The following is a 23,460-nucleotide window of genomic DNA, read 5'->3' as shown; positions in this document are numbered from 1 at the left end:
GCAAAGGCTCTCAAAGGTGGATCGACAGGCCATCGGCCAACGACTGCCGATAGGCACGCCAGGCCGGTACGCTGCCCATCAGCAGGGCTGCGCCGAGGATGATGGCCAGCAAGGCCCACTCATGGCCACTGGGCCAGGCCAGCGGCAGGTACAAGCCATAGTTGGCCTGCACATACCCCTGGGCCACGGCGATCCCCGCATACAGCAAGCCAAGCCCGGCGGCGATCCCGGCCACGGCCAGCGCCAGCGCTTCGAGCACCAGCAGCCCGGCGATGTGCCAGGGCCGCGCACCCACCGAGCGCAGGATCGCCATCTCCCGGCGGCGTTCGTTGAGGCTGGTGAGGATCGCCGTGAGCATGCCGATCAAGCCGGTCAGTACCACGAACAACGACACCACGAACAGCGCCTGCTCGGCCGTGCCCATCAGGCTCCACAGCTCTTGCAAGGCCACCCCGGGCAGGATCGCCAGCAAAGGCTCGCTGCGGTATTCGTTGATCTCGCGTTGCAGGCTGAAGGTGGCGATCTTGCTGTTCAGGCCGAGCATGAAGGCGGTGATGGCGGTGGGTTGCAGGTCCATGCCGCGCGCCTGGTCGGCGCTGATGCGCCCGGCGCCGCGGGCCGGCACGCCGTTGTGCCAGTCGATGTGGATGGCCTCCATGCCGCCGAGGCTGATGTGCAGGGTACGGTCCACCGGGGTGCCGGTGCGCTCGAGCACGCCGACGACGGTGAACGGCTTGTCGTCGTGCTTGACCAGGCTGATCGCCGCTACACCGTGCGCCAGCACCAGCTTGTCGCCGAGCTTGTAGTGCAGGGTGTCGGCCACTTCGGCACCGAGCACCACCTCGAACGGGTCGCTGGCGAAGGCGCGGCCCTGGCTCAGTTGCAGGTGTTGCTTGCGGCCGTACTGGTAGTGGTCGAAGTACTCGGTGGTGGTGCCCATCACCCGGTAGCCGCGGTGCGAGTCGCCCAGCGAGATCGGGATCGCCCACTTCACCCGTGGGTCCTGGGTGTAGTGCTGGAAGCTGTCCCAACGGATGTTGTTGGTGGCGTTGCCGATGCGGAACACCGAATACAGCAGCAGGTTCACCGAACCCGAACGGGCGCCGACGATCAGGTCGGTGCCGCTGATGGTGCTGGCGAAACTGGCGCGGGCTTCGGTGCGCACGCGCTCGACGGCCAGTAGCAGGCACACCGACAGGGCGATGGCGAAGGCGGTGAGAAACGCGGTGAAACGGCGGTTGGCCAGGCTGGCCAGGGCAAGGCGGAGCAGGTACATCAGGCCTCCCGGGGCGTGGCGGCGCGGTTGAGTTCGGCCAGGGACAGGTGACGGTCGAACAGTGGCGCCAGGCTCTGGTCGTGGCTGACGAACAGCAGGCTGGAGCCCGCGGCACGGCATTCGTCGAACAGCAGGCGGATGAAGGCTTCGCGGGTGTCGGCGTCGAGCGCCGAGGTCGGCTCGTCGGCGATCACCAGCTCCGGCTGGCCGATCAGCGCGCGGGCAGCGGCCACGCGCTGCTGCTGGCCGATGGACAGGCTGTCGGCGCGCCGGGCGAGCAGTGCCGGGTCACCCAGGCCCAGGTGCGCCAGCAGTTCGCGGGCGGCCTGGTCGACACTGCCATGGCGCTGCACGGCGCGCGCGGCGCGGCTGCGCGAGAAGCGGCAGGGCAACTCGACGTTCTCGCGCACCGACAGGAACGGCAGCAGGTTGAACTGCTGGAAGATGTAGCCGGTGTGGTCCACGCGGAAGCGGTCGCGGGCGCCCTGGCCCAGAGTGCCTAGGTCCTGGCCGAGCAACTGGATGCGCCCCTGGCCGGGCCGGTTGACCCCGCCCAGCAGGCCCAGCAGGGTAGTCTTGCCACTGCCGCTGGGGCCCTTGAGGAACAGCGCTTCGCCGGCATCCAGGCGGAACGCCGGGATATCCAGCAGCGGCGCCTGGCCGGGCCAGGCGAATAGCAGGTCGTGCAGTTCAATCAACGCCTGGCTCATTTCAGAATGCGACCACGGCCTTGGCCGGCGACGTCTCGATGCCTTTCTGGCCGTTCGGGCCGATCAGCTGCACGTTGATCTTCTGGGTGGACGGGAAGGCCTTGTAGAACGGGGCCAGGTCGACCTGGGCGAGTTTTTCCGGGTTGGCGCAGGTCAGCTGGTAGTGGGCGTTGATGTCGCTGTGCACATGGCCCTTCTCGTGTTCGTCAGCGTCGTCGTCAGCCTTGGCTGCATCACCGAACAGCGGGCTTTCCAGTTCCTGCTGGTCTTCCTTGCAGCCGGCGGCGGCAGCCAGGCCGAACAGCTTCAGCGGTTGTTCGAGCTGCTGGCGCACGGCGGCCACCTTGGCCTTGTCGGCATCGCTGCTGGCCATGTGCTCGAAGCCCACCAGGTTCATGGCCGGGCTGTCCAGCTCCAGTTCCAGGGTGTTGCCGTCGAGCACCGCGTTGAGCTTGGCCACGCCGTGCTCGTGGGCGCCGAGGGTGCCGTGGGCATGCTCGTGGTCATGTTCGTCGTGGGCATGGGCCACGGCCAGGGGCAGCAGGGCGAAGGGCAGGGCGAGCAGCAAACGACGCATGGACGACTCCAGTAAGAGGCTGGGAAAATATTAGGTTATGTTATAACAACTTTTCTCCGGCCCGCCAGCCTGGGTGGCGCAGGTTTCATGTTGCGGTAGCATGGCCTGTATCGACCTGCGTGCAAGGAAATCATCGTGAGAATTCGTGGACAGATTGGTGACTGGCCGGTGGACCTGACGGTCGAACTGGAGCCCCACGAGTGGGCGCAACTGGGGCGTCAGGTGGATGTGCCGGCGGTGGTTCAGGCGGCCGTGGGGGCCGTGGCGGCTGTGCCACGCCAGGATGACGGGCAGTGGGCGGCGGCACGTGATGTGCTGCGCCAGGCGGGGCAGATGAGCGGGCCGGAGTTGCTGGACCGGCTGGAAGGGCTGGCCGGCAGTACGGCGGCGGGCAAGCGGCTGCTGGTGCGGTTGCGCCACAGCAGTGAGGTGAAGGTGGAAAGTGGCGTGGATGCGCCGGTGTATCACTGGGTGGGATGACAGTGCTTTGCCTGTTTGGGCCTCTTCGCGGGTAAACCCGCTCCCACAGGGGACTCACTGGTTGTGAAGGAGGCGCCGTACCTGTGGGAGCGGGTTTACCCGCGAACGAGGGCGAAGCCCTCGCAAGGGGCTTGTGGTCAGAACATGGCCGAAGACAAGCGGCGGCGGTACACACCCACCAGCGGGTGATCACTGCCCAGCAGCTCGAACACCTGCAGCATCGCCTTCTGCGGCAGCCCGTTCTCATACCCGCGGTTACGCTGGAACAGCTTCAGCAACCCATCCAATGCCGCCTCGTACTGCTGGCGCGCCAGCTGCTGGATGCTCAGTTGGTAAGCCGCTTCGTCATCCTGCGGGTTCTGCGCCAGGCGGCTCTTCAGGTCGGCAACCTCCGGCAGGCTGGCGGCCTGGCGCAGGAAGGTCAGCTGGGCCTTGGCGCCGGCCAGCGCGGCCTTGTGCTCGTCGGTCTTGACCGCGTCCAGCACCATCTGGGCTTCACCCAGCTCACCCCGTTCGGCCAGGCAGCGGGCATAGTAGATCAGCGCTTCGGCATTGCTGTTGTCTTCACCCAGCAACGCCTGCAGCAGGGCTTCGGCCTCGGCGAAACGGCTTTCGGCGAACAGCGCCTTGGCCTGCTCCAGCGGCGAGGCGGCAGGCGCGGCAGGCATCTGCACATGTGGTTCGAGCATGGCGCGGATCGCCGACTCAGGCTGCGCACCGGCAAAACCATCGACCGGCTGGCCATCCTTGAACAGCACCACGGTCGGCAGGCTGCGGATGCCGAACTGGGCCACCACCTGCTGCTCGACATCGCAGTTGATCTTGGCCAGCAGCAGCTCGCCCTGGTAACCCTCGGCGATCTTCGCCAGCAGCGGCATCAGCGCCTTGCACGGCGCGCACCACTCGGCCCAGAAGTCGACCAGTACCGGTTTGTGGAAGGAGTTCTCGATCACCAGTTGCTGGAAGTTGGCATCGGTGGCATCGAAGATATAAGGGGTGTCCTGGCTCATCGCGACTCTCGCAAATCCGTGAATGACACCACTATAAAGGCTCGCGACTGGCGTGGTACAGGCTGACCCGGCGGAATTCGTGCGGCTCGGCCAGGTCCGGCAAGGTCAGGGCTTGCAGCACGCCCAGCTGACGGTACAGCGGGTGATCGAAATCACGCACCCGCGAGTCGGCCACCAGGGCCTGGCGGCCGCGGCCGAGGAAGGCGTCGAGCAAGGGCAGGTTGGCCCGGTCGTAGAGCACGTCGGCCACCAGGATCAGGTCGAAGCGGTCGGCCTCGGCGAAGAAGTCGCTGCTGTAGCCCAGTTCCACACCGTTGAGCGCGGCGTTGGCGCGGCAGGCGTCGAGGGCCAGCGGGTCGAGGTCGCAGGCCACCACTTCCAGCGCGCCGGCACGGGCGGCGGCGATGCCGGCAATGCCGGAGCCGGCGCCGAAATCCAGCACGCGCTTGCCGGCCACCCACTCGGGGTGCGCCGCCAGGTAGCGGGCCATGGCCAGGCCGCTGGCCCAGCAGAAGCTCCAGTACGGGGGTTCTTCGAGGATGCGCCGGGTTTCTTCGCTGCTGAAGGCGCGGTCCATGTTCTGGTCGTCGATGAGCCACAGCTTCAGCGCGCACTCGGGCAGGTCGCTGACCACCAGGCGCGCTTCGCCGATCAGGCCGCTCAGGGCCTGTTGCAGGGCAAGCGGCGCCACTTACGGCACCGCTTCGAAGCGCAGCGGGCCGGTGGCCTGGGTCTGGGCCTGGAGGATGCGCACCGGCGGCAGGTGCATGATCAGCTGGCCGGAACGGCTGGCGCGGCCGCGCAGCTCGACCCGCGCACCGGCCGGGAAGGCCTCGGGGTTGAAGCGCAGCTGGTAGGGCAGGGCCTGGCCGGTGCCGGTCAGGGTGCTGCTGGCCAGCAACTGTTGCGGGCGGTCGCGCTCGTCGATCACCAGCAGCGCCAGCTCCACGTCGGCGCCGGCCGGGATTTCCGTCAGGGTGCCGCTCAGCTCGCGCTGGTAGGCCGGCAACGGGCCCAGCGGCTGGGCCTTTCTGACGGTGGCGGCCGGCGCGGTGGCAGGGGCGGCTTCGGTCTTGGGCCGGTCACTGCCGCAGGCGGCGAGCAGGGTGGCGCAGCACAGCACGAGGAGCGCACGAACAGGCATGGGTGGGTCCTTCACGGGGCATAATTCTATGGATGTTAACCCCTTTGGCTTGTCTTGCCAGTGCAATGCGCTACCATGGCCCTCCCTTTTTTTGTTGCCTGCCACCATGCACTGTCCCTTTTGCGGTGCCAACGACACCAAGGTCATCGACTCGCGTCTGGTCGCCGAGGGCGAACAGGTGCGCCGCCGCCGTGAATGCGTCGCCTGCGGCGAGCGCTTCACCACCTTCGAAACCGCCGAGCTGGTGCTGCCGCGGCTGATCAAGCAGGACGGCACCCGCCAGCCCTTCGACGAAGAGAAGCTGCGCGCCGGCATGCAGCGTGCGCTGGAAAAGCGCCCGGTCGGCATCGAGCGCCTGGAAGCGGCGCTGGCGCACATCAAGAGCCGCCTGCGCGCCACCGGCGAGCGCGAGGTCAAGTCGCTGGTGGTGGGTGAAATGGTCATGGCCGAGCTGCGCAAGCTCGACGAAGTCGCCTACATCCGCTTCGCCTCGGTGTACCGGCGCTTCCAGGACCTCGACGAATTCCGCGAAGAAATCGACCGCCTGGCCCGCGAGCCGGCCAAAGAGTGAGCATGCCCAGCCAGACCGCGATCCTCGACGCCCATTACATGGCCCGCGCGCTGGAGCTGGCGCGCAAGGGTGTGTACAGCACCCACCCCAACCCCCGCGTGGGCTGCGTGATCGTTCGCGATGGCCAGGTGGTCGGCGAAGGCTGGCACGTGCGCGCCGGCGAGCCGCATGCCGAGGTGCATGCCCTGCGCCAGGCCGGTGAGCTGGCCCGCGGCGCCTGCGCCTACGTGACCCTGGAACCGTGCAGCCACCACGGCCGCACGCCACCGTGCGCCGAAGCGCTGGTCAAGGCCGGTGTGGCGCGGGTGGTGGCGGCCATGCAGGACCCTAACCCGCAAGTCGCAGGCCAAGGCCTGCGACGCCTGGCCGAGGCCGGCATCGAGGTCGCCAGTGGCGTGCTCGAAGGCGAGGCCCGTGCCCTCAACCCAGGCTTCCTCAAGCGCATGGAGCACGGCCTGCCGTTCGTTCGTGCCAAGCTGGCGATGAGCCTGGACGGGCGCACCGCCATGGCCAGTGGCGAGAGCCAGTGGATCACCGGCCCTGCTGCCCGCAGCGCCGTGCAGCGCCTGCGCGCCCGTTCCAGCGTGGTACTGACCAGCGCCGCCAGTGTGCTGGCCGACAACGCGCGGATGACCGTGCGCGGCGCCGAGCTGGGCCTGGACGCCGAAACCACCGTCCTGGCCATGAGCCGCACGCCGCTGCGCGTGCTGGTCGACGGCCGCCTGCGCCTGCCGCTGGACGCGCCGTTCTTCCAGGCCGGGCCGGCGCTGGTGGTGACCGCTGTCGCGGACGACCCGCGCTATGCCGCTGCCGGCCATGAATTGCTCAGCCTGCCGGGCGACAATGGCCAGGTCGAGCTGCCTGCGCTGCTGCAGGCGCTGGCCGCCCGTGGCGTCAACGAAATCCTGCTGGAAGCCGGTGCCGGCCTGGTCGGCGCCTTTGCCCAGCTGGGCCTGGTCGACGAATTCCAGCTGTTCGTCGCCGGCACCTTCCTCGGCTCCCAGGCCAGGCCGTTGCTGGACTGGCCGCTGGACAAGATGAGCCAGGCGCCACGGCTGAAAATCACCGACATGCGCGCAGTGGGCGATGACTGGCGGGTCACGGCCATCCCTCTGCCGGCGCCCGGCGTATAATGCCCGGCTTGCCCCGCGCAACCCGTTTCTGAGGAAGTCCCCATGTTCACCGGCATCATCGAATCCATCGGCACCATCCGCAGCCTGACCCCCAAGGGCGGTGACGTGCGCGTCCACGTCGACACCGGCAAGCTCGACCTGGGTGACGTCAAGCTCGGCGACAGCATCGCCGTCAACGGCGTGTGCCTGACCGCCGTCGAGCTGCCGGGCAACGGGTTCTGGGCCGACGTCAGCGTCGAGACCCTCAAGCGCACCGCGTTCATCGACCTCAAGAGCGGCAGCAAGGTCAACCTGGAAAAGGCCCTGACCCCGACCACCCGCCTCGGCGGCCACCTGGTCAGCGGCCATGTCGACGGTGTCGGCGAAATCATCTCGCGCAGCGATAACGCCCGCGCCATCCAGTTCCGCGTGCGTGCGCCCAAGGAGCTGGCCAAGTACATCGCCCACAAGGGCTCGATCACCGTCGACGGCACCAGCCTGACGGTCAACGAGGTCAATGGCGCCGAATTCGAGCTGACCATTGTCCCGCACACCCTGTCCGAAACCATCATGGCCGACTACCGCGCAGGGCGTCGGGTGAACCTTGAGGTCGACCTGCTGGCCCGTTACCTGGAGCGCTTGCTGCTGGGTGACAAGGCGGCCGAACCGAGCAAGGGCAGTGGCATCACCGAAAGCTTCCTGGCCGCCAACGGCTTCTTGAAATCCTGATTGAGAAGGGGGTGCCGAGTGGCGCTCAACAGCATCGAAGAACTGGTCGAAGACATCCGCCAGGGCAAAATGGTCATCCTCATGGATGACGAAGACCGCGAGAACGAAGGCGACATCATCATGGCGGCCGAGTGCTGCCTGCCCGAGCACATCAACTTCATGGCCAAGCACGCCCGTGGCCTGATCTGCATGCCGATGACCCGCGAGCGCTGCGAGACCCTGAAGCTGCCGCTGATGGCGCCGCGCAACGGCTCGGGCTTCGGTACCAAGTTCACCGTGTCGATCGAGGCCGCCGAAGGCGTCACCACCGGCATCTCCGCCGCCGACCGCGCCCGCACCGTGCAGGCTGCAGCGGCCAAGGACGCCAAGGCCGAAGACATCGTCAGCCCTGGCCACATCTTCCCACTGATGGCCCAGCCCGGCGGCACCCTGGCCCGCGCCGGCCACACCGAAGCGGCCTGCGACCTGGCGCGCATGGCCGGCTTCGAGCCGAGCGGCGTGATCTGCGAAGTGATGAACGACGACGGCACCATGTCGCGCCGCGCCGAGCTGGAAGTGTTCGCCGCCGAGCACGGCCTGAAGATCGGCACCATCGCCGACCTGATCCACTACCGCATGATCCACGAGCGCACCGTGCAGCGCGTCTCCGAGCAGCCGGTGGAGAGCGAGCTGGGCGAATTCAACCTGGTCACCTACCGCGACGCGGTGGAAGGCGACGTGCACATGGCCCTGACCCTGGGCAAGATCTGCGCCGAAGAGCCGACCCTGGTGCGCGTGCACAACATGGACCCGCTGCGTGACCTGCTGCTGGTCAAGCAGCCGGGCCGCTGGAGCCTGCGCGCGGCGATGGCCGCCGTGGCCGAGGCCGGCAGCGGCGTGGTGCTGCTGCTGGGCCACCCGCTGGACGGCGACGTGCTGCTGGCGCACATCCGCGAAAGCGCGGGCGATGCGCCGACCAAGGCGCCGACCACCTACAGCACCGTCGGTGCCGGTTCGCAGATCCTGCGCGACCTCGGTGTGCGCAAGATGCGCCTGATGAGTTCGCCGATGAAGTTCAATGCGATATCCGGATTCGATCTGGAAGTTGTAGAATACGTGCCCTCCGAGTGACTTGAGGCGGCATTGACGCCCTCCAGCTCGAGTCCAGACCCCTGTCGAGGCCGCTTGCATGCGGCCTCGCTCTTGAAGATGAGAATATCGGAATGACCCTGAAGACCATCGAAGGTACCTTCATCGCCCCCAAAGGTCGCTATGCTTTGGTGGTTGGCCGCTTCAACAGCTTCGTCGTCGAAAGCCTGGTAAGCGGCGCCGTTGATACCCTGGTTCGCCACGGTGTCAGCGAAAGCGACATCACCATCATCCGTGCCCCGGGCGCGTTCGAAATCCCGCTGGTGGCACAGAAAGTCGCCCAGCAAGGCGCTTACGACGCGATCATCGCCCTGGGCGCAGTGATCCGTGGCGGTACCCCGCACTTCGAATACGTGGCGGGCGAATGCACCAAGGGCCTGGCCCAGGTGTCCATGGAGTTCGGCGTACCGGTGGCCTTCGGCGTTCTGACCGTCGACTCCATCGAGCAGGCCATCGAGCGCTCCGGCACCAAGGCTGGCAACAAAGGCGGTGAAGCTGCCCTGTCCGCTCTGGAAATGGTCAGCCTGCTGGCGCAGTTGGAGGCCAAGTGATTAGCGACGAAAGCGATCGTTTCAACCCGCGCGATCCAAAACCTGCGGATGCCGGCAAGCCCTCGAAGAGCGCCAAGCGCCGCGAAGCCCGCAAGCTCGCGACCCAGGCCCTCTACCAGTGGCACATGGCCCAGCATTCGCTGAACGAGATCGAAGCGCAGTTCCGGGTCGATAACGATTTCACCGATGTCGACGGCGCCTATTTCCGCGAGATCCTGCATGGGGTCCCGGCAATCAAGGTCGAGATCGACAAGGCGCTGGTGCCGTGCATGACCATCGCCCTGGAAGAGCTCGACCCGGTCGAGCTGGCTGTGCTGCGTCTGTCCACCTGGGAGCTGATCAAGCGCGTCGACGTACCGTACCGCGTGGTGATCAACGAAGGCGTGGAGCTGGCCAAGGTCTTCGGTGCCACCGACGGCCACAAGTTCGTCAACGGTGTGCTGGACAAGCTCGCCCCGGCCCTGCGTGAAGCAGAGGTCAAGGCGAACAAGCGCTGATCCTGGCGCTGCCGAGCCATGGGTGAGTTCGAGCTGATCAACCATTACTTCGCCGCCGCGCCCTGTGCGCAGGGCGGCGAGGGCGTGGCCCTTGGCATCGGCGACGACTGCGCCCTGCTGGACCTTCCACCTGGCGAGCAACTGGCGGTGTCGACCGACACCCTGGTCGCCGGCGTGCATTTCCCCACCGTGTGCGAGCCACTGCTGCTGGGCCAACGTGCCTTGGCCGTGGCGGCCAGCGACCTGGCGGCCATGGGCGCGACCGCCATCGGTTTCACCCTCGCCCTGACCCTGCCCGACGTCGGCCCCGACTGGCTCGGCGCGTTTGCCGACGGCCTGAGCCGCATGGCCCAGCGCTGCCGCATGAGCCTGATCGGCGGCGACACCACCCGTGGCCCCTTGAGCATCACCGTCACCGTGTTCGGCCGCGTGCCGGCCGGCCAGGCCCTGCGCCGCAGCGGCGCGCGGCCGGGCGATTTGCTGTGCGTGGGCGGTACGCTGGGCAAGGCGGCGGGAGCGTTGCCGCTGGTGCTGGGCGAGCGCGAGGCGCCGGCCGAGCAGGCCGAGCCGCTGCTGGCCCATTACTGGTCGCCGCTGCCACAGCTGGAGCTGGGCCAGCGCCTGCGCGGCCATGCCACGGCGGCGCTGGACATCTCCGATGGCCTGCTCGCCGACTGCGGGCATATCGCCAAGGCGTCCGGCGTGGCGCTCGAGGTGAACCTGGCGCAGGTGCCAGTGTCTCCTGCTCTGCAGGCCTTCCTCGGGCCTGACGGGGCCCGGCTGGCAGCGCTCACCGGCGGTGACGACTACGTGCTGGCCTTCACCCTGCCAGCGGCGGCGCTGGCCGAACTCGAAGGCGTCGAGCTGCACGTGATCGGTCGCGTGCTCGATGGCCAGGGCGTGACCTTGCGCGATGCGCAGGGCCAGGACATCACCCCCGCGCAGCGGGGCTATCAACATTTTAGGGAGACACCGTGACCGACCACCCCAACCAGGTGCCTGCGGAGTTCGTTCCGCCATCGGTCTGGCGCAATCCGTGGCACTTCATCGCCTTCGGCTTCGGCTCCGGCACCTTGCCCAAGGCCCCCGGGACCTGGGGCTCGCTGGTGGCGATCCCGTTCATCCCGCTGTGGCAGATGCTGCCCGACTGGGGCTACTGGCTGTTGCTGGGCGTGATGATGCTGTTCGGCTTCTGGCTGTGCGGCAAGGTCGCCAACGACTTGCGCGTGCACGACCATGAAGGCATTGTCTGGGACGAGATGGTCGGCATGTGGATCACCCTCTGGCTGGTGCCGGAAGGGTGGCAGTGGATCCTCGCCGGGTTCCTGATGTTCCGCTTCTTCGACATCCTCAAGCCGTGGCCGATCCGCTGGATCGACCGCCATGTGCATGGCGGGGTCGGGATCATGCTCGACGATATCCTGGCCGGCGTGTTCGCCTGGCTGGGCATGCAAGTGCTGGTGTGGGCGATAGGCTGAGACAGGAGTGCGTTGGATGGCCATAAGGATTGTGCTGCTGGCAATGTTGCTGAGCGTCGCCCCCTGGGTGACGGCGGCGCAAGGGCTCCCCAAGCAGGTGCGCCTGGTCAGCGAGGAATGGATCGACTACACCGATGCCAAGGGCAACGGCCTGGCCTGGGACGTGCTGCGCAAGGTGTTCGAGCCGGCCGGGGTCAAGGTGTTGACCAAGAGCGCGCCGTACAGCCGTGCGGTGGGCCTGGTCAAGCGCGGCGAGGCCGATGCCTGGGTGGGCTCGTACAAGGAAGAGAACGAGGACAACCTGTACCCGCGCTGGCACTTCGACATGGACCACATCTATGCCCTGGGCCTGGCCGACCGGCCGGTGCCGACCCTCGATACCCTCGGTCAGTTCCGCCTGGCCTGGGTGCGCGGCTACGACTACGACAGCTACCTGCCCAACGTGCGTGACTTCCGCGAAATCCAGCGCCGCGAGGGCATCCTGCCGATGCTCGAGCATGACCGGGTGGACTTCTACATCGATGCCCTGACCGAAGTCGACTACGTGCAAGGCCAGAGCTCGCAGCCGGATAAATTCCGTCGCACCCATGTGGCCGAACTGCCGCTGTACCTGGCGTTCTCGCGCACCGACGAGGCCCGCGCGCTGCGTGACCTGTTCGACCGGCGCATGGCCGAGCTGGTGCGCAGCGGCGAGCTGAAGCCGATCTTCGAGCACTGGAAGCAGCCGTATCCGTTCACCCAGGACAGCAAGCCGCAGTAACCTGTGCAAAGTTAGTGCGATCCCTGTGGGAGCGGGTTCACCCGCGAACACCGGCAAAGCCGGTGCCATCCACCGCGTCGCCTTCTTCGCGGGTAAACCCGCTCCCACAGGGGGCCTGTAGGGTCAGCTAAGCATCGAACTTTTCGATCTTAACCCTCGGTATTCAACGGGGGCACACTGGCCAACCTGCTGATACAATCGGCTCACGAGAAATTTCCTACTTAACACCAGGAGCACAACGTGCCCGTCGTCTTTGTCGCCGCCTCGAAACTCCCGACTCCCTTTGCGATCTTCACCATGCATGGCTTCCTCGACGAAGCCACTGGCCGCGAGCACGTGGTGCTCAGCCTGGGTGACATCGCCGATGGCGAGCCGGTGCTGGGGCGCCTGCACTCCGAGTGCCTGACCGGCGATGCCCTGTTCAGCCAGCGTTGCGACTGTGGTTCGCAACTGGAAGCCGCCCTGCAGGCCATCGCCCGTGAAGGCCGTGGCGTGCTGCTGTACCTGCGCCAGGAAGGCCGTGGCATTGGCCTGTTGAACAAGATTCGCGCCTACGAACTGCAAGACGGTGGCGCCGACACCGTCGAGGCCAACGAGCGCCTGGGCTTCGCCGCCGACCAGCGCGACTACGCCATGTGCCTGCCAATGCTGGAGCACCTGGGGGTGAAGTCGCTGCGCCTGATGACCAACAACCCGCGCAAGGTCAAGGCACTGACCGACATGAACATCAAGGTCGCCGAGCGGGTGCCGCTGCACACCGGCCACAACCCGCACAACCGTTACTACCTGGCGACCAAGGCCGGCAAGCTGGGCCACATGCTGGGCAACGAACACCAGGGCGAGGCGCCCCAGGCGTGACCCGCGCCGAGGTGAAGCGGCGCCTGGCGCTGGCCTGGTGGCAGTACCTGGCGGTCGGCCTGGTGCCGCTGCCGGTGATGGCCTGGGCCTTTGGCGGTGGCGATGCGCTGATCCCGGTCCTGGCCATGCCGCTGTTCATCGGCGGCGCGGCCACCATGTTCCTCAGCTTGCCGCGCTTCGGTGCCTACAAGCGGACGTTGATCGCCACCTCCAAGGTGCTCGGCAGCGCCGAAGAGCCGGCTGCGTGGATCCTGCTGGCGCGGGTACGGCGCATGGCCATGCTGTTCGCCTGCTTCCCGGCCTGGGTCGCTGCGCTGTCGGTGCTGGTGGGGCTCGAGGCGGTGCCGCAGATTCTCCTGGCGCTGTCCACCGTGGTGCTGCTCTACCTCTATCGCATTCCGCGTCAGCTCGGCTGATGCGCCTCCTGCTCTGCCTGCTGGCACTGCTGGCCTGCACTGCGCAGGCCGGCGAGCCGCTGCGGGTGGTCAGCCTGGCGCCGTCGATGAGCGAAATCATGCTCGAACTGCACGCCGACGACCTGCTGGTGGGCGTGCTCGACGGCGGCGAACGGCCCGCCGCCCTGCGCACCTTGCCTTCGGTGGGGCGCCAGGGCCAGCTCGACATGGAACGCCTGCTCAGCCTGCGCCCGGACCTGTTGCTGCTGTGGCCCGGCAGCGTGGCGCCGGCCCAGCGCGACCAGCTCAAGCGCCTGGGCATCGCCACCTACAGTGCCGAACCCCACGACCTGAACCAGCTGCTCGAACAGATCGAGGCGATTGCCGTGCAGGTCGGCCGGGCCGAGCAGGGGCGCGAGTACGTAGAGGGGCTGCGTGGGCGTTTGCAGCAGCTGCGCCAGCTGTACCGGCGCGAAAAACCGCTGCGGGTGTTCTATCAGGTCTGGGACCGCCCGCTGTATACCCTCGGCGGGCAGCAGGTGGTCAGCGATGCACTGACCGTCTGTGGCGCGCGCAATGTCTTCGCCGACCAGCACCTGCCGGCGCCGCAGGTGAACGTGGAGTCGGTGCTGCTGCGCGATCCGCAGGTGATCCTGGCCGGCGACCCGGCGCAGTTGGCCAGCTGGAAGGCCTGGCCACGGCTCACGGCCGTGGCCCAGGGCGGCTTGTTGGTGGTGCCGGACAAGGGCCTGGAGCGGCCCAGCGGGCAGATGATCGAGGCGACCGCGCGCCTGTGTGCGCTGCTGGCGGCTAGAGCGCCGGCGTCCAGGTCACGCTGAACAGCACGGTGCGGCCTTCCTCGCGGTAGCCATGGCTGGCCCCGTCGTAGCTGTACAGCGCCCGGCTGTAGTCCTTGTCCAGCAGGTTATCCAGCTTCACGTCGAGCTTCACTTCGTCGGTTGCCTTCCAGCCAGCGCGCAGGCCCAGCAGGCCGTAGCCGCCGAGGCGGTTGCGGTTGGCCTCGTCATCGTAGCTGGCGCTCACGGCCTGCCAGCTGGCGCCCACATCGAAACGCTCGAACTGGCGATCCAGGTCCAGGCTCAGGGTGCGCCTTGCACGGCGAGCCAGGGTGTGGCCGCTGTCGCGGTCGCGCGGGTCGGTCAGCGCCAGGCCGAGCTGGCTGCGCCATGCGCCCCATTGCTGGGCCAGCGCCAGCTCGAAGCCGTTGATGCGGGCCGAGGCGACGTTACGCGGGATCGAATCCTGGCCGAAGATGATCGCGTCGCGCAGGTCGGTGCGGTACAGCGAGGCTTCCAGGCGGCTGTCGCGGGTCAGTTGGCTGCGCCACTGCACTTCATAGCTCTTCGAGCGCTCGGGCTTGAGGTCCGGGTTGCTGAACAGCGGGTAGTACAGGTCGTTGAAGGTCGGGGCGCGGAAGCCTTCGCTGTAGGACAGCAGCACGTCGTTGTGCGGGTTCAGCGGCACGGTCAGGCTACCGCTCCAGGTCGTCTGGCCACCGAACTGCTGGTTCTGGTCATGTCGCACGCCCAGCTCGGTGGAGAACGCTTCGCCGCTGTAGCGGTGCTGGATGAATGCGGCGCGGTTCCAGCGGCTGTCTTCGCTGAAGTCGGTGCTGGCGTGCACGCGGTCTTCGTACCAATCGCCGCCGACCAGCAGGTTGTGCCGCTCGGCCAGCGCCAGGTCGTTCTGCCAGGTGACCTGGTCGCGGTAGGTGTTGAACACGGAGCGCTCGTCGCTGAGCTTGTCACGCTTGTCGTCGCGGTTTTCGCTGTGGGCCAGTTCCAGGCGCGAATGCCAGATGTCGGTGAGCTGGGCGTCGAAGTAGCTGCCCAGGCTGCTGACGTTGAAGTCGGTGTAGGGCTTTTGCCCGAAACTCTCGAAGGTCACCGGGTCGAAGCGGCCGAACGGGTTGTCGTATTCGCTGCGGCCGTGGCTGTCGAGCAGGTTCAGGCCGGCCTCGAAGCGCTCGCCGAAGGTGTGGCTCAGGCTGAGGTTGAGCGAGCGGTTACGGTAGGCGTCGTGGTCGCCGTCGCTGGCCAGCGACGGGCCGGTCGAGTCGATGCCGGCGGTTTCGTCGAGGCTGGCGCCGAGGTTGAAACGGGTGGTGTCATCGCCGCCGGACAGCCCCAGGCTGCGCTGCAACGTCTGCTGGCTGCCGGCGGCCAGGCGCAGGCGCGGTTGCAGGCCGGGGCCGCTGCTGCGGCGGGTGAAGATCTGGATCACGCCGCCGATGGCATCGCTGCCGTACACCGCCGAGCGCGAGCCGCGCAGCACCTCGACGCGCTCGATCTGGTCGACGTCGAGAAACTGCAGGCCGCTGTCGCCGGAAGTGGCATTGGCGATGCGCACGCCGTCGACCAGCACCAGGGTCTGGGCGGCCTTGGTGCCGCGGATGAAGATCCCGGGCAGGCTGCCACGGCCGCCGGTGGGCGCGACCTGCACGCCGGGCACGCGGGTCAGCAGGTCGGTGACGCTGGAGGGTTGCAGGCGGTCGATGTCGGTGCGGGTGAAGACGGTGTTGGCGGCGCTGGTGGCCGTGCGCGATTCGACCTGGCGGTTGGCGCTGATCAGCACGTCGGGGAGCTTGAGGGCGTTGTCGCGTTCGGCGGCCAGCAGGAGTGTAGGGGCGCACAGTAGTGCGGCACAGGCGGATTTTTTCATTGGCTGTTCCATTTTGCGAGGGCTGCGCCCTCGATCGCGACACAAGGCCGCTCCTACACAGGATTGCGCGATCCTCTGTAGGAGCGGCCTTGTGTCGCGAAAGGGCCGCAAAGCGGCCCCAAAATCTACAGGCCGAGCTTAGCCATCCGGGCTTTGACGGCCGCTTCGATGCCAGCCGCATCCAGCCCGCACTCGGCAAGCATCTGCGCAGGCTTGGCATGCTCGACATAGATATCCGGCAGCCCCAGGTGCAGCAGCGGCTTGACCACCGCCTGCTGGGCCAGGAATTCGCCAACGGCGGCGCCGGCACCCCCCATGATGGCGTTTTCCTCGACGGTCACCAGCAGCTCATGGCTGGCGGCCAGTTCCAGCACCAGGGCCTCGTCCAGCGGCTTGACGAAGCGCATGTCGACCACAGTGGCGTTGATCTGCTCGGCCACCTGCAGGGCCTCGGCCAGCTGCACGCCGAACACCAGCAGGGCGACTTTCTCTCCCTGGCGGCGGACCACGCCCTTGCCGATTTCCAGCGGTTCGAGGTCGTTGTCGATCACCGCATTCGGGCCGGTGCCGCGCGGGTAGCGCACGGCTGCCGGGCCGTTGTACAGGTGGCCGGTGCTGAGCATCTTGCGCAGCTCGTTCTCGTCGCTCGGAGTCATCACCAGCATGCCGGGGATGCAGCGCAGGTACGACAGGTCATAGGCGCCGGCGTGGGTCGGGCCGTCCTCGCCGACCAGGCCGGCGCGGTCGATGGCGAACAGCACGTCGAGGTTCTGCACCGCCACGTCGTGGATCAGCTGGTCGTAGCCGCGCTGCAGGAAGGTGGAGTAGATCGCCACCACCGGCTTGCTGCCTTCGCAGGCCATGCCCGCGGCGAGGGTGACCGCGTGCTGCTCGGCGATCGCCACGTCGAAGTAGCGCTCTGGGTAGCGTTCGCTGAAGTCGACCAGGTCGGAGCCTTCCTTCATTGCCGGGGTGATGCCCACCAGGCGTTTGTCGGCGGCAGCCATGTCGCACAGCCACTGGCCGAACACCGCGGAGTACTTCGGCCCGCTAGCCTTCTTCGGCGCGGCCGGCTTGTCGGCGGGTTCGAGCTTGGTGATGGCGTGGTAGCCGATCGGGTCGACCTCGGCCGGGGCGAAGCCCTTGCCCTTCTTGGTCACCACGTGCAGGAACTGCGGGCCCTTGAGGTCACGCATGTTGCGCAGGGTGGCGATCATGGTCGGCAGGTCGTGGCCGTCGATCGGGCCGATGTAGTTCCAGCCCAGTTCTTCGAACAGGGTGCCGGGCACCAGCATGCCCTTGGCGTATTCCTCGGTGCGGCGGGCGATTTCCCAGGCGCCGGGCAGGCGCGACAGGACCTTCTTGCTGCCCTCGCGCATGCTTGCGTAGGTGCGGCTGGAAAGGATCTTGGCCAGGTAGTTGGACAGGCCGCCGACGTTGCGCGAAATCGACATGTCGTTGTCGTTGAGGATCACCAGCATGTCGGCGTTGACTTCCTGGGCGTGGTTCAACGCTTCGAAGGCCATGCCGGCGGTCAGGGCGCCGTCGCCGATCACCGCGATCGACTTGCGCGCGCTGTTCTGCAGGCGGGCGGCGATGGCCATCCCCAAGGCGGCGCTGATCGAGGTGCTGGAGTGGCCGACGCCGAAGGTGTCGTACTCGCTTTCGCTGCGGCGCGGGAAGGCGGCGATGCCGTCCTTCTGGCGCAGGCTGAGCATGCGCTTGCGGCGCCCGGTGAGGATCTTGTGCGGGTAGGCCTGGTGGCCGACGTCCCACACCAGCCGGTCGTCCGGGGTGTCGAAGACGTAGTGCAGGGCGATCGTCAGCTCGATGACACCCAGGCCGGCGCCGAAATGCCCACCGGTCTGACCAACGGTGTAGAGCAACTCCTGGCGCAACTCGTCGGCCAGGGTCTCCAGGTCGGCTTCGGCCAGCCGGCGCAGGCCGGCAGGCGTGTCAGCGCGGTCGAGCAACGGCGTGACCGGGCGTTCGCGGGGGATCTCTTGAAACGTCGTGGGCATCAGGCGAGTCGTTATAGGTGTGAAGACGCGGCAGTTTACCCCATTGTGGGAAAAGTGCCCATTGGACCACTGGGGCTTGGCGTCGGGGCTTAATGGCGGCGTTCGACGATGTAGCGCGCCAGCGCCCGCAGCGGCTCGGCGTTGTCACCGAAGCCTTGCAGTGCGAACAGCGCCTGGTCGCGCAGTTCGATCGCATAGGCCTTGGCCGCCTCCAGCCCCAGCAGTGCCGGGTAGGTTGGTTTGTCACGAGCTATGTCAGCGCCCTGGCGCTTGCCCAGGGTGGCGGTGTCGCTTTCCACGTCAAGGATGTCGTCTTGTACCTGGAACGCCAGGCCGATGGCCTGTGCATAAGTCTGCAATGCGTCCAGTTGTGCCTGCTCGGCGCGGGCACTGGCCAGGGCGCCGAGGCGCACGCTGGCTTCGATCAGCGCACCGGTCTTGTGCCGGTGCATGTACTCCAGGGCCTTCTGGTCGAGCTTCAGGCCCACCGAGCCGAGGTCGATGGCCTGCCCGCCAACCATGCCGGCCGGGCCGGCGGCCTTGGCCAGGGCCTGGACCATGGCCAGGCGAATGCTGTCGGACTGCGGGCTCAGGCCCGGGTCGAGCAGGGCGCTGAAGGCCAGGCTCTGCAAGCCGTCACCGGCAAGGATCGCGCAGGCTTCGTCGAAGGCCTTGTGGGTGGTCGGCTGGCCACGGCGCAGGTCGTCGTCGTCCATGGCCGGCAAGTCATCGTGCACCAGCGAGTAGGCGTGGATCAGCTCCACCGCGCAGGCGGCACCGTTGGCCTGTTCGGCCGGCGCGCCGAGGGCTTCGCAGGCGGCGTAGGCGAGCAGCGGGCGCACCCGCTTGCCGCCGTTCATCACGCTGTAGCGCATGGCGGCATACAGTCGCTCGAGTTCCTTGGAGGGTGCGACGAACAGTGGTTCGAGGGCGGCGTCGACGCGGGCCTGGCTGCTGGCCTGGTACGCGCTGATCATGCTTGCGGCTCCGCGTCGAATGGCTGCGCGGCCAGTTCGCCGTCGCGCTCCAGCAGGATCTGCACCTTCTGCTCGGCCTGGGCCAGGGCGCCCTGGCAGTCGCGGGTCAGGGCGATGCCTTGCTCGAAGGCGGCCAGCGAGTCTTCCAGCGACAATTCGCCGTTCTCCAGGCGCTCGACCAAAGCTTGCAGGTCGGCGAGGGATTGTTCGAAATCGATGGAGGCTTTTTTGCGGGCCATGGCGACAGTCTCGGTGGCGGGTTCAGAACGGCGCGACGTTAGCAGAGCGGGGCGGGGGGAGCAAACTTAAGGCGCTGGCTGGGAGGTGCAGGCCCATTCGCGGGCATGCCCGCTCCCACAAGTCAAGCGCAGCTCTTGAGGCCTGCGATAACCTTGTGGGAGCGGGCTTGCCCGCGAATGGGCCGCAAAGCGGCCCCGTACGGTCGATCAGGCAGGTTCGGCTTCCAGCTCAACCATGGCCTCACGGCACCGCGCCAGCTCTTCGATGGTCAGCACCGGCAGATTGTACTGCCGCGCATACACCGCCACCTGCTCACCCCGGGCCATGCTGCCATCGGGGTTCATCAGTTCGCACAGCACCGCCGCCGGGCGCAGGCCGGCCAGGCGCGCGAGGTCAACCGAGCCTTCGGTGTGGCCACGGCGAGCCAGCACGCCGCCATCGCGCGCGCGCAGCGGGAACACATGGCCCGGGCTGACGATATGGCGCTGCTCGGCGGTCGAGCGCAGCGCCGCCTCGATGGTGGTGATGCGGTCCTGGGCGGAAACACCCGTGCTCACGCCTTCGGCCGCCTCGATGGTGACGGTGAAACCGGTGCCGTGGCGGGCCTGGTTGTTCTGCACCATCGGTGCCAGCTGCAAGGCGTCGACGGTGGCTTCGTCCAGGCACAGGCAGACGATGCCGCTGCAGTCGCGGATCATCATGGCCATGGTCTGCAGCGACAGGTTTTCGGCGGCGGCGACGATGTCGGCTTCGTCCTCGCGGTCGTCATCGTCGAGCAGCAGCACAGGGCGGCCGGCCTGGAAGGCAGCGATGGCGGCGGATACGTTGGGGAATTGCTTATGCAGCAAAGGGGACATGAAACGCTCCTCGTGATTGATCGATGAACGTCTCGGGGCGAACAAAACGCGCGCGCAGGGGCGCCCGGATGGCCCCTGCCTGACGCCTTCTTTCATCCGGACTATGACCGTCGGCTCTGGAGTCGCACCAGATCTGCTGACCCCCGACATGGCCGGGGCGCTCGCGGGCTCATCTTTCGATTTACCGCCGGTGGGGACTTGCACCCCGCCCTGAAGACCGGCCAAGCATACAGCACTGGGCCACCGTGCTGGCAAGCCGATGTTCTACGACCTTTGGCGGTAGGTTGGCAGGTCCGGCCTCTTCGCGGGTAAACCCGCTCCCACAGAGATCATCACAGCCTGGCAGGCCTGTGGGAGCGGGTTTACCCGCGAAGAGGCCAGAACCGGCCTACCGAGACATCTCCTCGATCACTTTACCCAGCGACGCCGGCAGCATCGGCCCATGCCCCAGCCCCTCGAACCGTTCGAAGCGCACCTGCACGCCAGGCACTTTTGACAGGTCTTTCGCGAGTTCAAGCGCTGGCCATTGCGCATCCTTCTGCACCGGCCCACGCGGGCTCGCCGGCTCTGCGCTCCCACGCATCAACAGCAACCGCGGGCGGCTATCGCCCAATCGTTGCTGCAACCCCTGCGCCTCTCGCACGATCGCCCCGTCATGCCACCAGAGCGAAGGGCTGGCCGCCGCATAGTCGCCGAATGCCTCAGGACGGGTGAACAGCGCATGCAGCACCGCCAGACCTCCATAAGAATGGCCCCACAACGTCTGCCGCTGCGGATCGATTGGCGCCACGCTCGCCAGCAGCGGCCGCATCTTCTGTATCAACAGGTCCAGAAACGCATCCACCCCACCGCTGGGCTCACCCGTCAGCGGGTCGCGCTGCTCGGCCTGCCCGGGCACTGCTGGGGTGTAGTCGAAGGTCCGTCCGGTGCGCTCGATGCGCTGTTCGGTCTGGTACCCCACGGCCACCAGCAATGGCGCCTGGCCGGCGGCGAGGTTGTCCAGTTGCTGGCGATCCAGCGCCCCCAGCGCGGCATTGCCGTCGAGCATCCACAGCACCGGGTAACCGGCGGCCGGCGCCGGGCGGTTCGGCCGGCCGAGCCACAAGCGGTAATGGCGCCGGCCGTCGGCAGAATCCAGGTCGAGCTGGCTGAAGCGGTAGGCCAGGTCCTGGCGTTGCAGCAGCGAGCTGTCCATCTTCTGCGCATGCTCCGGTTGCGCCAGGGCGACAGGGGCCGCGAGGGCCAGCGCCAAGGCCAGGGGCAGGGTCATCTTGCTCATCGGGAGTCTCGTCGGGGCGTTGCCGGGAGCGCCCGATGATAATCAGTCCCGATTGAGCGTAAAGCGCATTAACTTTCTAAACATTCCTCGCCAACGGGCAGCAGCACATGCAGGCACAGGCCCGGGTGGCCGTTGCTGGCCCACAGCTTGCCGCCTTGCAGTTCGACGGCGCGGCGGGCGATGGCCAGGCCCAGGCCGAAGCCGGCGCCGCTGTCGGGCAGGCGCTGGTAGGGCTTGAAGATGCGTTCGAGGTCGGCCTGGGGCACGCCGGGGCCCTGGTCGCTGACCCGCAGGTGCCAGTAGCCGTCCTCGCGCCAGCCGTCGAGGCTGACCCGGCCGTCTTCCGGCGAATGGCGGATGGCATTGCGCATCAGGTTTTCCAGGGCCTGGGCCAGGCTGTCGAGGTGCACCTGCACCCGGCAGTCGGTGCCGAGCGAGCAGGGCAGGCGCGCCCGGTCCCAGCCACTTTCGAAGCAGATGTCCTGGCACAGGGCCTCCCACACCGACAGCATCAGCACGGGTTCCGTGGCCAGTTGCGGTTGTTCGGTGTCCATCCAGGCCAGGTCCAGGGTGTCTTCGAGCAGCTTCTGCATGTCGTTGACCTCACGCTCCAGGCGCTCGCGCAACTGGGCCGGCGGCAGCTCGCTGTCGTGGGCGATGCGCAGCCGCGCCAGGGGCGTGCGCAGTTCGTGGGACAGGGTGCGCAGCAGCAGGCGCTGCTGCTCCAGGCTCTGGCGCAGGCGCCCGGCCATGTGCTCGAAGGCCTGGGCCAGTTCGCCCAGTTCGTCGCGGCGGTCCTGCAGGGGCAGGGCGGGGCTGTCCAGGTCGTCGGCGCGCAGGGCGTCGGCGCGGTCGCGCAGGCGGTTGAGCGGCACCACCAGGTGGCGATAGAGGGCCAGCCCCAGCAGCAGGGCCAGTAACGTGGGGGCGACGCCGTGGGTGATGACGTGGGTCCAGGGCGTCAGGCCGGTCGGCAGCAGGCGCTCGGGCAGTTGCAGGACCAGGCGGCCGGCTTCGGGATGCTGCGGGAATTCGATGCTGACGTAGGGCAGCTCATCCTGCAGGCGGCGGCTCATCGGCCAGTCGAGCTTGCGCATGAAGGTCAGGTGGTTGGCCTCCTCGGCGTTCAGCGGCGTGGTGCCGAGGCTTTGCAGGTGCGGCCCGAGCAGCACCACCCAGGTGTCCTCGGCCCGCTCCAGCTGGCGGCGGAAGGCTTCGGCGCCGCTTGCGCCGCCCTGTTGCCAGGCGTCCTCGGCCTGCTGCGCGTAGCGCGCCAGGTAGTCCTGGTCGGCCTGGGAGAGGAAGTAGGTGCTGCGCTCCACCGACAGGCCCCAGGTCCAGATCAGCCAGGTCAGCAGCAGGCAGAAGCTGACCTGCAGGACGGCGAGTTTCCACAGCAAGGGATGGCGGCGCATCAGGGCTGTTCCGCGTCGACCAGCAGGTAGCCCTGGCCGCGCACCGCCTGGATCTGCACGTGCTGGGCGGCGATGTCGGCCAGCTTGCGGCGCAGGTTGCACACGTGCACGTCGAGGCCGCGGTCCAGGCGGGTGTAGGCCCTGTGCAGCACGGTCTGGTAGAGGAAGGGCTTGCTCAGGGCTTCACCGGGGTGGGCGCTCAGGGTGGCCAGCAAGCGGAACTCGGAGGCGGTCAGGCCGGCGGCCTTGCCGTGGTGCAGCACGTCCTGCAGGTCCTGGTCGAACACCAGTGGCCCGGCGTCGTGCTGCGGCACCGCAGCGCGCCCGAAGGCCACGCGCCGCAGCAGGGCATCGACCCGGGCGTCCAGCTCGGCCAGGCTGAAGGGCTTGGGCAGGTAGTCGTCGGCGCCGCGGGTAAAGCCGCTGATGCGGTCCTGCTCGGCGCCCAGCGCCGACATCAGCATCACCGGCACGGCCTGCTGGCGGCGCAGTTCGTCGAGCAGGCTGAGGCCGTCGATGCCCGGCAGCATGATGTCCAGCAGCACCAGGTCGAAGCGGCTCTGCTGCACTGCGCTCAGGGCCTGGGTGCCGCTGGCGCAGTCATGCACCTGGAAACCGCGGTTGAGGAAGTGGCGCTGCAGGTCCTGGCGCAGGCGGGGGTCATCTTCGACGAGCAGGAGTGAGGTGGGCATCGTGGGTCTTGAATGAGAATT

General features: G+C 67.6%; 27 protein-coding genes and 1 riboswitch. Of the genes, 13 read left to right on the top strand and 14 right to left on the bottom strand.

Annotation, left to right across the window (positions count from 1 at the left end):
- Positions 1-10: 10 nt before the first annotated feature.
- From ACIP21_RS19210 to ACIP21_RS19200, 3 genes are read right to left on the bottom strand one after another with little or no spacing between them, the layout of a single operon-like run.
- The gene (locus ACIP21_RS19210) at positions 11-1,276 is read right to left on the bottom strand and encodes an ABC transporter permease (RefSeq protein WP_400690723.1); all 1,266 of its coding nucleotides are present in this window, start codon (positions 1,274-1,276) and stop codon (positions 11-13) included.
- Positions 1,276-1,986, bottom strand: a complete 711-nt coding sequence (locus ACIP21_RS19205) for an ABC transporter ATP-binding protein (RefSeq protein ID WP_400690721.1) — start codon at positions 1,984-1,986, stop codon at positions 1,276-1,278. Before ACIP21_RS19205 ends, ACIP21_RS19210 begins: the two co-directional genes overlap by 1 nt.
- Before the next feature lies 1 nt (position 1,987).
- Positions 1,988-2,563: a DUF2796 domain-containing protein gene (locus ACIP21_RS19200; protein WP_400690718.1), complete on the bottom strand. Its 576-nt coding sequence runs from the start codon at positions 2,561-2,563 to the stop codon at positions 1,988-1,990.
- Between the two features lie 135 nt (positions 2,564-2,698).
- Between ACIP21_RS19200 and ACIP21_RS19195 the strand changes: the two genes are divergently transcribed.
- Positions 2,699-3,043 (top strand): hypothetical protein, encoded by a 345-nt coding sequence (locus tag ACIP21_RS19195; RefSeq protein ID WP_400690715.1) that lies wholly within the window; start codon positions 2,699-2,701, stop codon positions 3,041-3,043.
- Between the two features lie 137 nt (positions 3,044-3,180).
- On the opposite strand, the gene trxA is transcribed toward ACIP21_RS19195, so the two are convergent.
- The 3 genes from trxA to ACIP21_RS19180 are packed head-to-tail and all read right to left on the bottom strand — an operon-like array spanning position 3,181 to position 5,197.
- Positions 3,181-4,053 carry a thioredoxin gene (trxA, locus tag ACIP21_RS19190; RefSeq protein WP_400690712.1) on the bottom strand — a complete coding sequence of 291 codons (873 nt, stop codon included), beginning with the start codon at positions 4,051-4,053 and terminating at the stop codon, positions 3,181-3,183.
- Positions 4,054-4,084: 31 nt separating this feature from the next.
- Positions 4,085-4,744, bottom strand: coding sequence for a class I SAM-dependent methyltransferase (locus ACIP21_RS19185; protein ID WP_400690710.1), 660 nt, complete (start codon positions 4,742-4,744; stop codon positions 4,085-4,087).
- A complete protein-coding gene (locus ACIP21_RS19180) occupies positions 4,745-5,197 on the bottom strand; it encodes a YbaY family lipoprotein (RefSeq protein WP_400690707.1) in 453 nt (150 codons plus the stop codon).
- A gap of 106 nt (positions 5,198-5,303) precedes the next feature.
- Here ACIP21_RS19180 and nrdR point away from each other — a divergent pair, with 106 nt between their 5' ends.
- From nrdR to ACIP21_RS19120, 12 genes are all read left to right on the top strand, one after another.
- Positions 5,304-5,768 (top strand): transcriptional regulator NrdR, encoded by a 465-nt coding sequence (gene nrdR / locus ACIP21_RS19175; RefSeq protein ID WP_400690705.1) that lies wholly within the window; start codon positions 5,304-5,306, stop codon positions 5,766-5,768.
- A gap of 2 nt (positions 5,769-5,770) precedes the next feature.
- On the top strand, positions 5,771-6,901 hold the full coding sequence (ribD, locus tag ACIP21_RS19170) for a bifunctional diaminohydroxyphosphoribosylaminopyrimidine deaminase/5-amino-6-(5-phosphoribosylamino)uracil reductase RibD (protein WP_400690702.1): 1,131 nt from the start codon (positions 5,771-5,773) through the stop codon (positions 6,899-6,901).
- A gap of 42 nt (positions 6,902-6,943) precedes the next feature.
- Positions 6,944-7,609: a riboflavin synthase gene (locus tag ACIP21_RS19165; protein WP_016484696.1), complete on the top strand. Its 666-nt coding sequence runs from the start codon at positions 6,944-6,946 to the stop codon at positions 7,607-7,609.
- A gap of 18 nt (positions 7,610-7,627) precedes the next feature.
- Positions 7,628-8,719, top strand: a complete 1,092-nt coding sequence (gene ribBA / locus ACIP21_RS19160; protein ID WP_012270288.1) for a bifunctional 3,4-dihydroxy-2-butanone-4-phosphate synthase/GTP cyclohydrolase II — start codon at positions 7,628-7,630, stop codon at positions 8,717-8,719.
- Between the two features lie 92 nt (positions 8,720-8,811).
- Positions 8,812-9,288, top strand: coding sequence for a 6,7-dimethyl-8-ribityllumazine synthase (gene ribE / locus ACIP21_RS19155; RefSeq protein WP_391131027.1), 477 nt, complete (start codon positions 8,812-8,814; stop codon positions 9,286-9,288).
- A complete protein-coding gene (gene nusB, locus ACIP21_RS19150) occupies positions 9,285-9,785 on the top strand; it encodes a transcription antitermination factor NusB (RefSeq protein WP_400690698.1) in 501 nt (166 codons plus the stop codon). Before ribE ends, nusB begins: the two co-directional genes overlap by 4 nt.
- A gap of 18 nt (positions 9,786-9,803) precedes the next feature.
- On the top strand, positions 9,804-10,763 hold the full coding sequence (gene thiL, locus ACIP21_RS19145) for a thiamine-phosphate kinase (protein ID WP_400690695.1): 960 nt from the start codon (positions 9,804-9,806) through the stop codon (positions 10,761-10,763).
- Complete coding sequence (locus ACIP21_RS19140) at positions 10,760-11,263, top strand: phosphatidylglycerophosphatase A (RefSeq protein ID WP_400690692.1); 504 nt, start codon at positions 10,760-10,762, stop codon at positions 11,261-11,263. The genes thiL and ACIP21_RS19140 overlap by 4 nt, the downstream gene beginning before the upstream one ends.
- A 16-nt stretch (positions 11,264-11,279) precedes the next feature.
- Entirely contained in the window at positions 11,280-12,023 is a 744-nt protein-coding gene (locus ACIP21_RS19135; protein ID WP_400690689.1) for a substrate-binding periplasmic protein, read from the top strand.
- A 240-nt stretch (positions 12,024-12,263) separates the two neighbouring features.
- The gene (gene ribA / locus ACIP21_RS19130) at positions 12,264-12,881 is read left to right on the top strand and encodes a GTP cyclohydrolase II (RefSeq protein WP_400690687.1); all 618 of its coding nucleotides are present in this window, start codon (positions 12,264-12,266) and stop codon (positions 12,879-12,881) included.
- Entirely contained in the window at positions 12,878-13,297 is a 420-nt protein-coding gene (locus ACIP21_RS19125; RefSeq protein WP_400690684.1) for an MFS transporter, read from the top strand. The genes ribA and ACIP21_RS19125 overlap by 4 nt, the downstream gene beginning before the upstream one ends.
- Complete coding sequence (locus tag ACIP21_RS19120) at positions 13,297-14,115, top strand: cobalamin-binding protein (RefSeq protein ID WP_400690681.1); 819 nt, start codon at positions 13,297-13,299, stop codon at positions 14,113-14,115. The genes ACIP21_RS19125 and ACIP21_RS19120 overlap by 1 nt, the downstream gene beginning before the upstream one ends.
- On the opposite strand, the gene ACIP21_RS19115 is transcribed toward ACIP21_RS19120, so the two are convergent.
- The 8 genes from ACIP21_RS19115 to ACIP21_RS19080 all read right to left on the bottom strand — a co-directional run bounded on the left by ACIP21_RS19115 (position 14,087) and on the right by ACIP21_RS19080 (position 23,439).
- On the bottom strand, positions 14,087-15,958 hold the full coding sequence (locus tag ACIP21_RS19115) for a TonB-dependent receptor domain-containing protein (protein WP_400690678.1): 1,872 nt from the start codon (positions 15,956-15,958) through the stop codon (positions 14,087-14,089). The two genes, ACIP21_RS19120 and ACIP21_RS19115, sit on opposite strands and share 29 nt — an antisense overlap.
- A 125-nt stretch (positions 15,959-16,083) precedes the next feature.
- Positions 16,084-17,979 (bottom strand): 1-deoxy-D-xylulose-5-phosphate synthase, encoded by a 1,896-nt coding sequence (dxs, locus tag ACIP21_RS19110; protein ID WP_400690675.1) that lies wholly within the window; start codon positions 17,977-17,979, stop codon positions 16,084-16,086.
- An 89-nt stretch (positions 17,980-18,068) separates the two neighbouring features.
- Entirely contained in the window at positions 18,069-18,956 is an 888-nt protein-coding gene (gene ispA / locus ACIP21_RS19105) for a (2E,6E)-farnesyl diphosphate synthase (protein WP_400690672.1), read from the bottom strand.
- Positions 18,953-19,195 carry an exodeoxyribonuclease VII small subunit gene (locus ACIP21_RS19100; RefSeq protein ID WP_166886938.1) on the bottom strand — a complete coding sequence of 81 codons (243 nt, stop codon included), beginning with the start codon at positions 19,193-19,195 and terminating at the stop codon, positions 18,953-18,955. The genes ispA and ACIP21_RS19100 overlap by 4 nt, the downstream gene beginning before the upstream one ends.
- Positions 19,196-19,402: 207 nt before the next feature.
- Positions 19,403-20,053, bottom strand: coding sequence for a 3,4-dihydroxy-2-butanone-4-phosphate synthase (gene ribB / locus ACIP21_RS19095; RefSeq protein ID WP_400690669.1), 651 nt, complete (start codon positions 20,051-20,053; stop codon positions 19,403-19,405).
- 80 nt (positions 20,054-20,133) lie between these two features.
- A riboswitch (FMN riboswitch) is annotated at positions 20,134-20,275 on the bottom strand.
- A gap of 166 nt (positions 20,276-20,441) precedes the next feature.
- Positions 20,442-21,332, bottom strand: a complete 891-nt coding sequence (locus tag ACIP21_RS19090; protein ID WP_400690667.1) for an alpha/beta hydrolase — start codon at positions 21,330-21,332, stop codon at positions 20,442-20,444.
- A 68-nt stretch (positions 21,333-21,400) separates the two neighbouring features.
- Positions 21,401-22,747, bottom strand: a complete 1,347-nt coding sequence (locus ACIP21_RS19085; protein WP_400690665.1) for a histidine kinase sensor domain-containing protein — start codon at positions 22,745-22,747, stop codon at positions 21,401-21,403.
- Positions 22,747-23,439 carry a response regulator transcription factor gene (locus ACIP21_RS19080; RefSeq protein ID WP_400690662.1) on the bottom strand — a complete coding sequence of 231 codons (693 nt, stop codon included), beginning with the start codon at positions 23,437-23,439 and terminating at the stop codon, positions 22,747-22,749. The genes ACIP21_RS19085 and ACIP21_RS19080 overlap by 1 nt, the downstream gene beginning before the upstream one ends.
- Positions 23,440-23,460 lie beyond the last annotated feature (21 nt).

Source organism: Pseudomonas sp. NPDC089401 (assembly GCF_044749485.1).
GTDB lineage: Bacteria > Pseudomonadota > Gammaproteobacteria > Pseudomonadales > Pseudomonadaceae > Aquipseudomonas.
The sequence above is the reverse complement of the archived record's forward strand: the minus strand, read 5'-3'. Positions and strand labels throughout refer to the sequence as shown.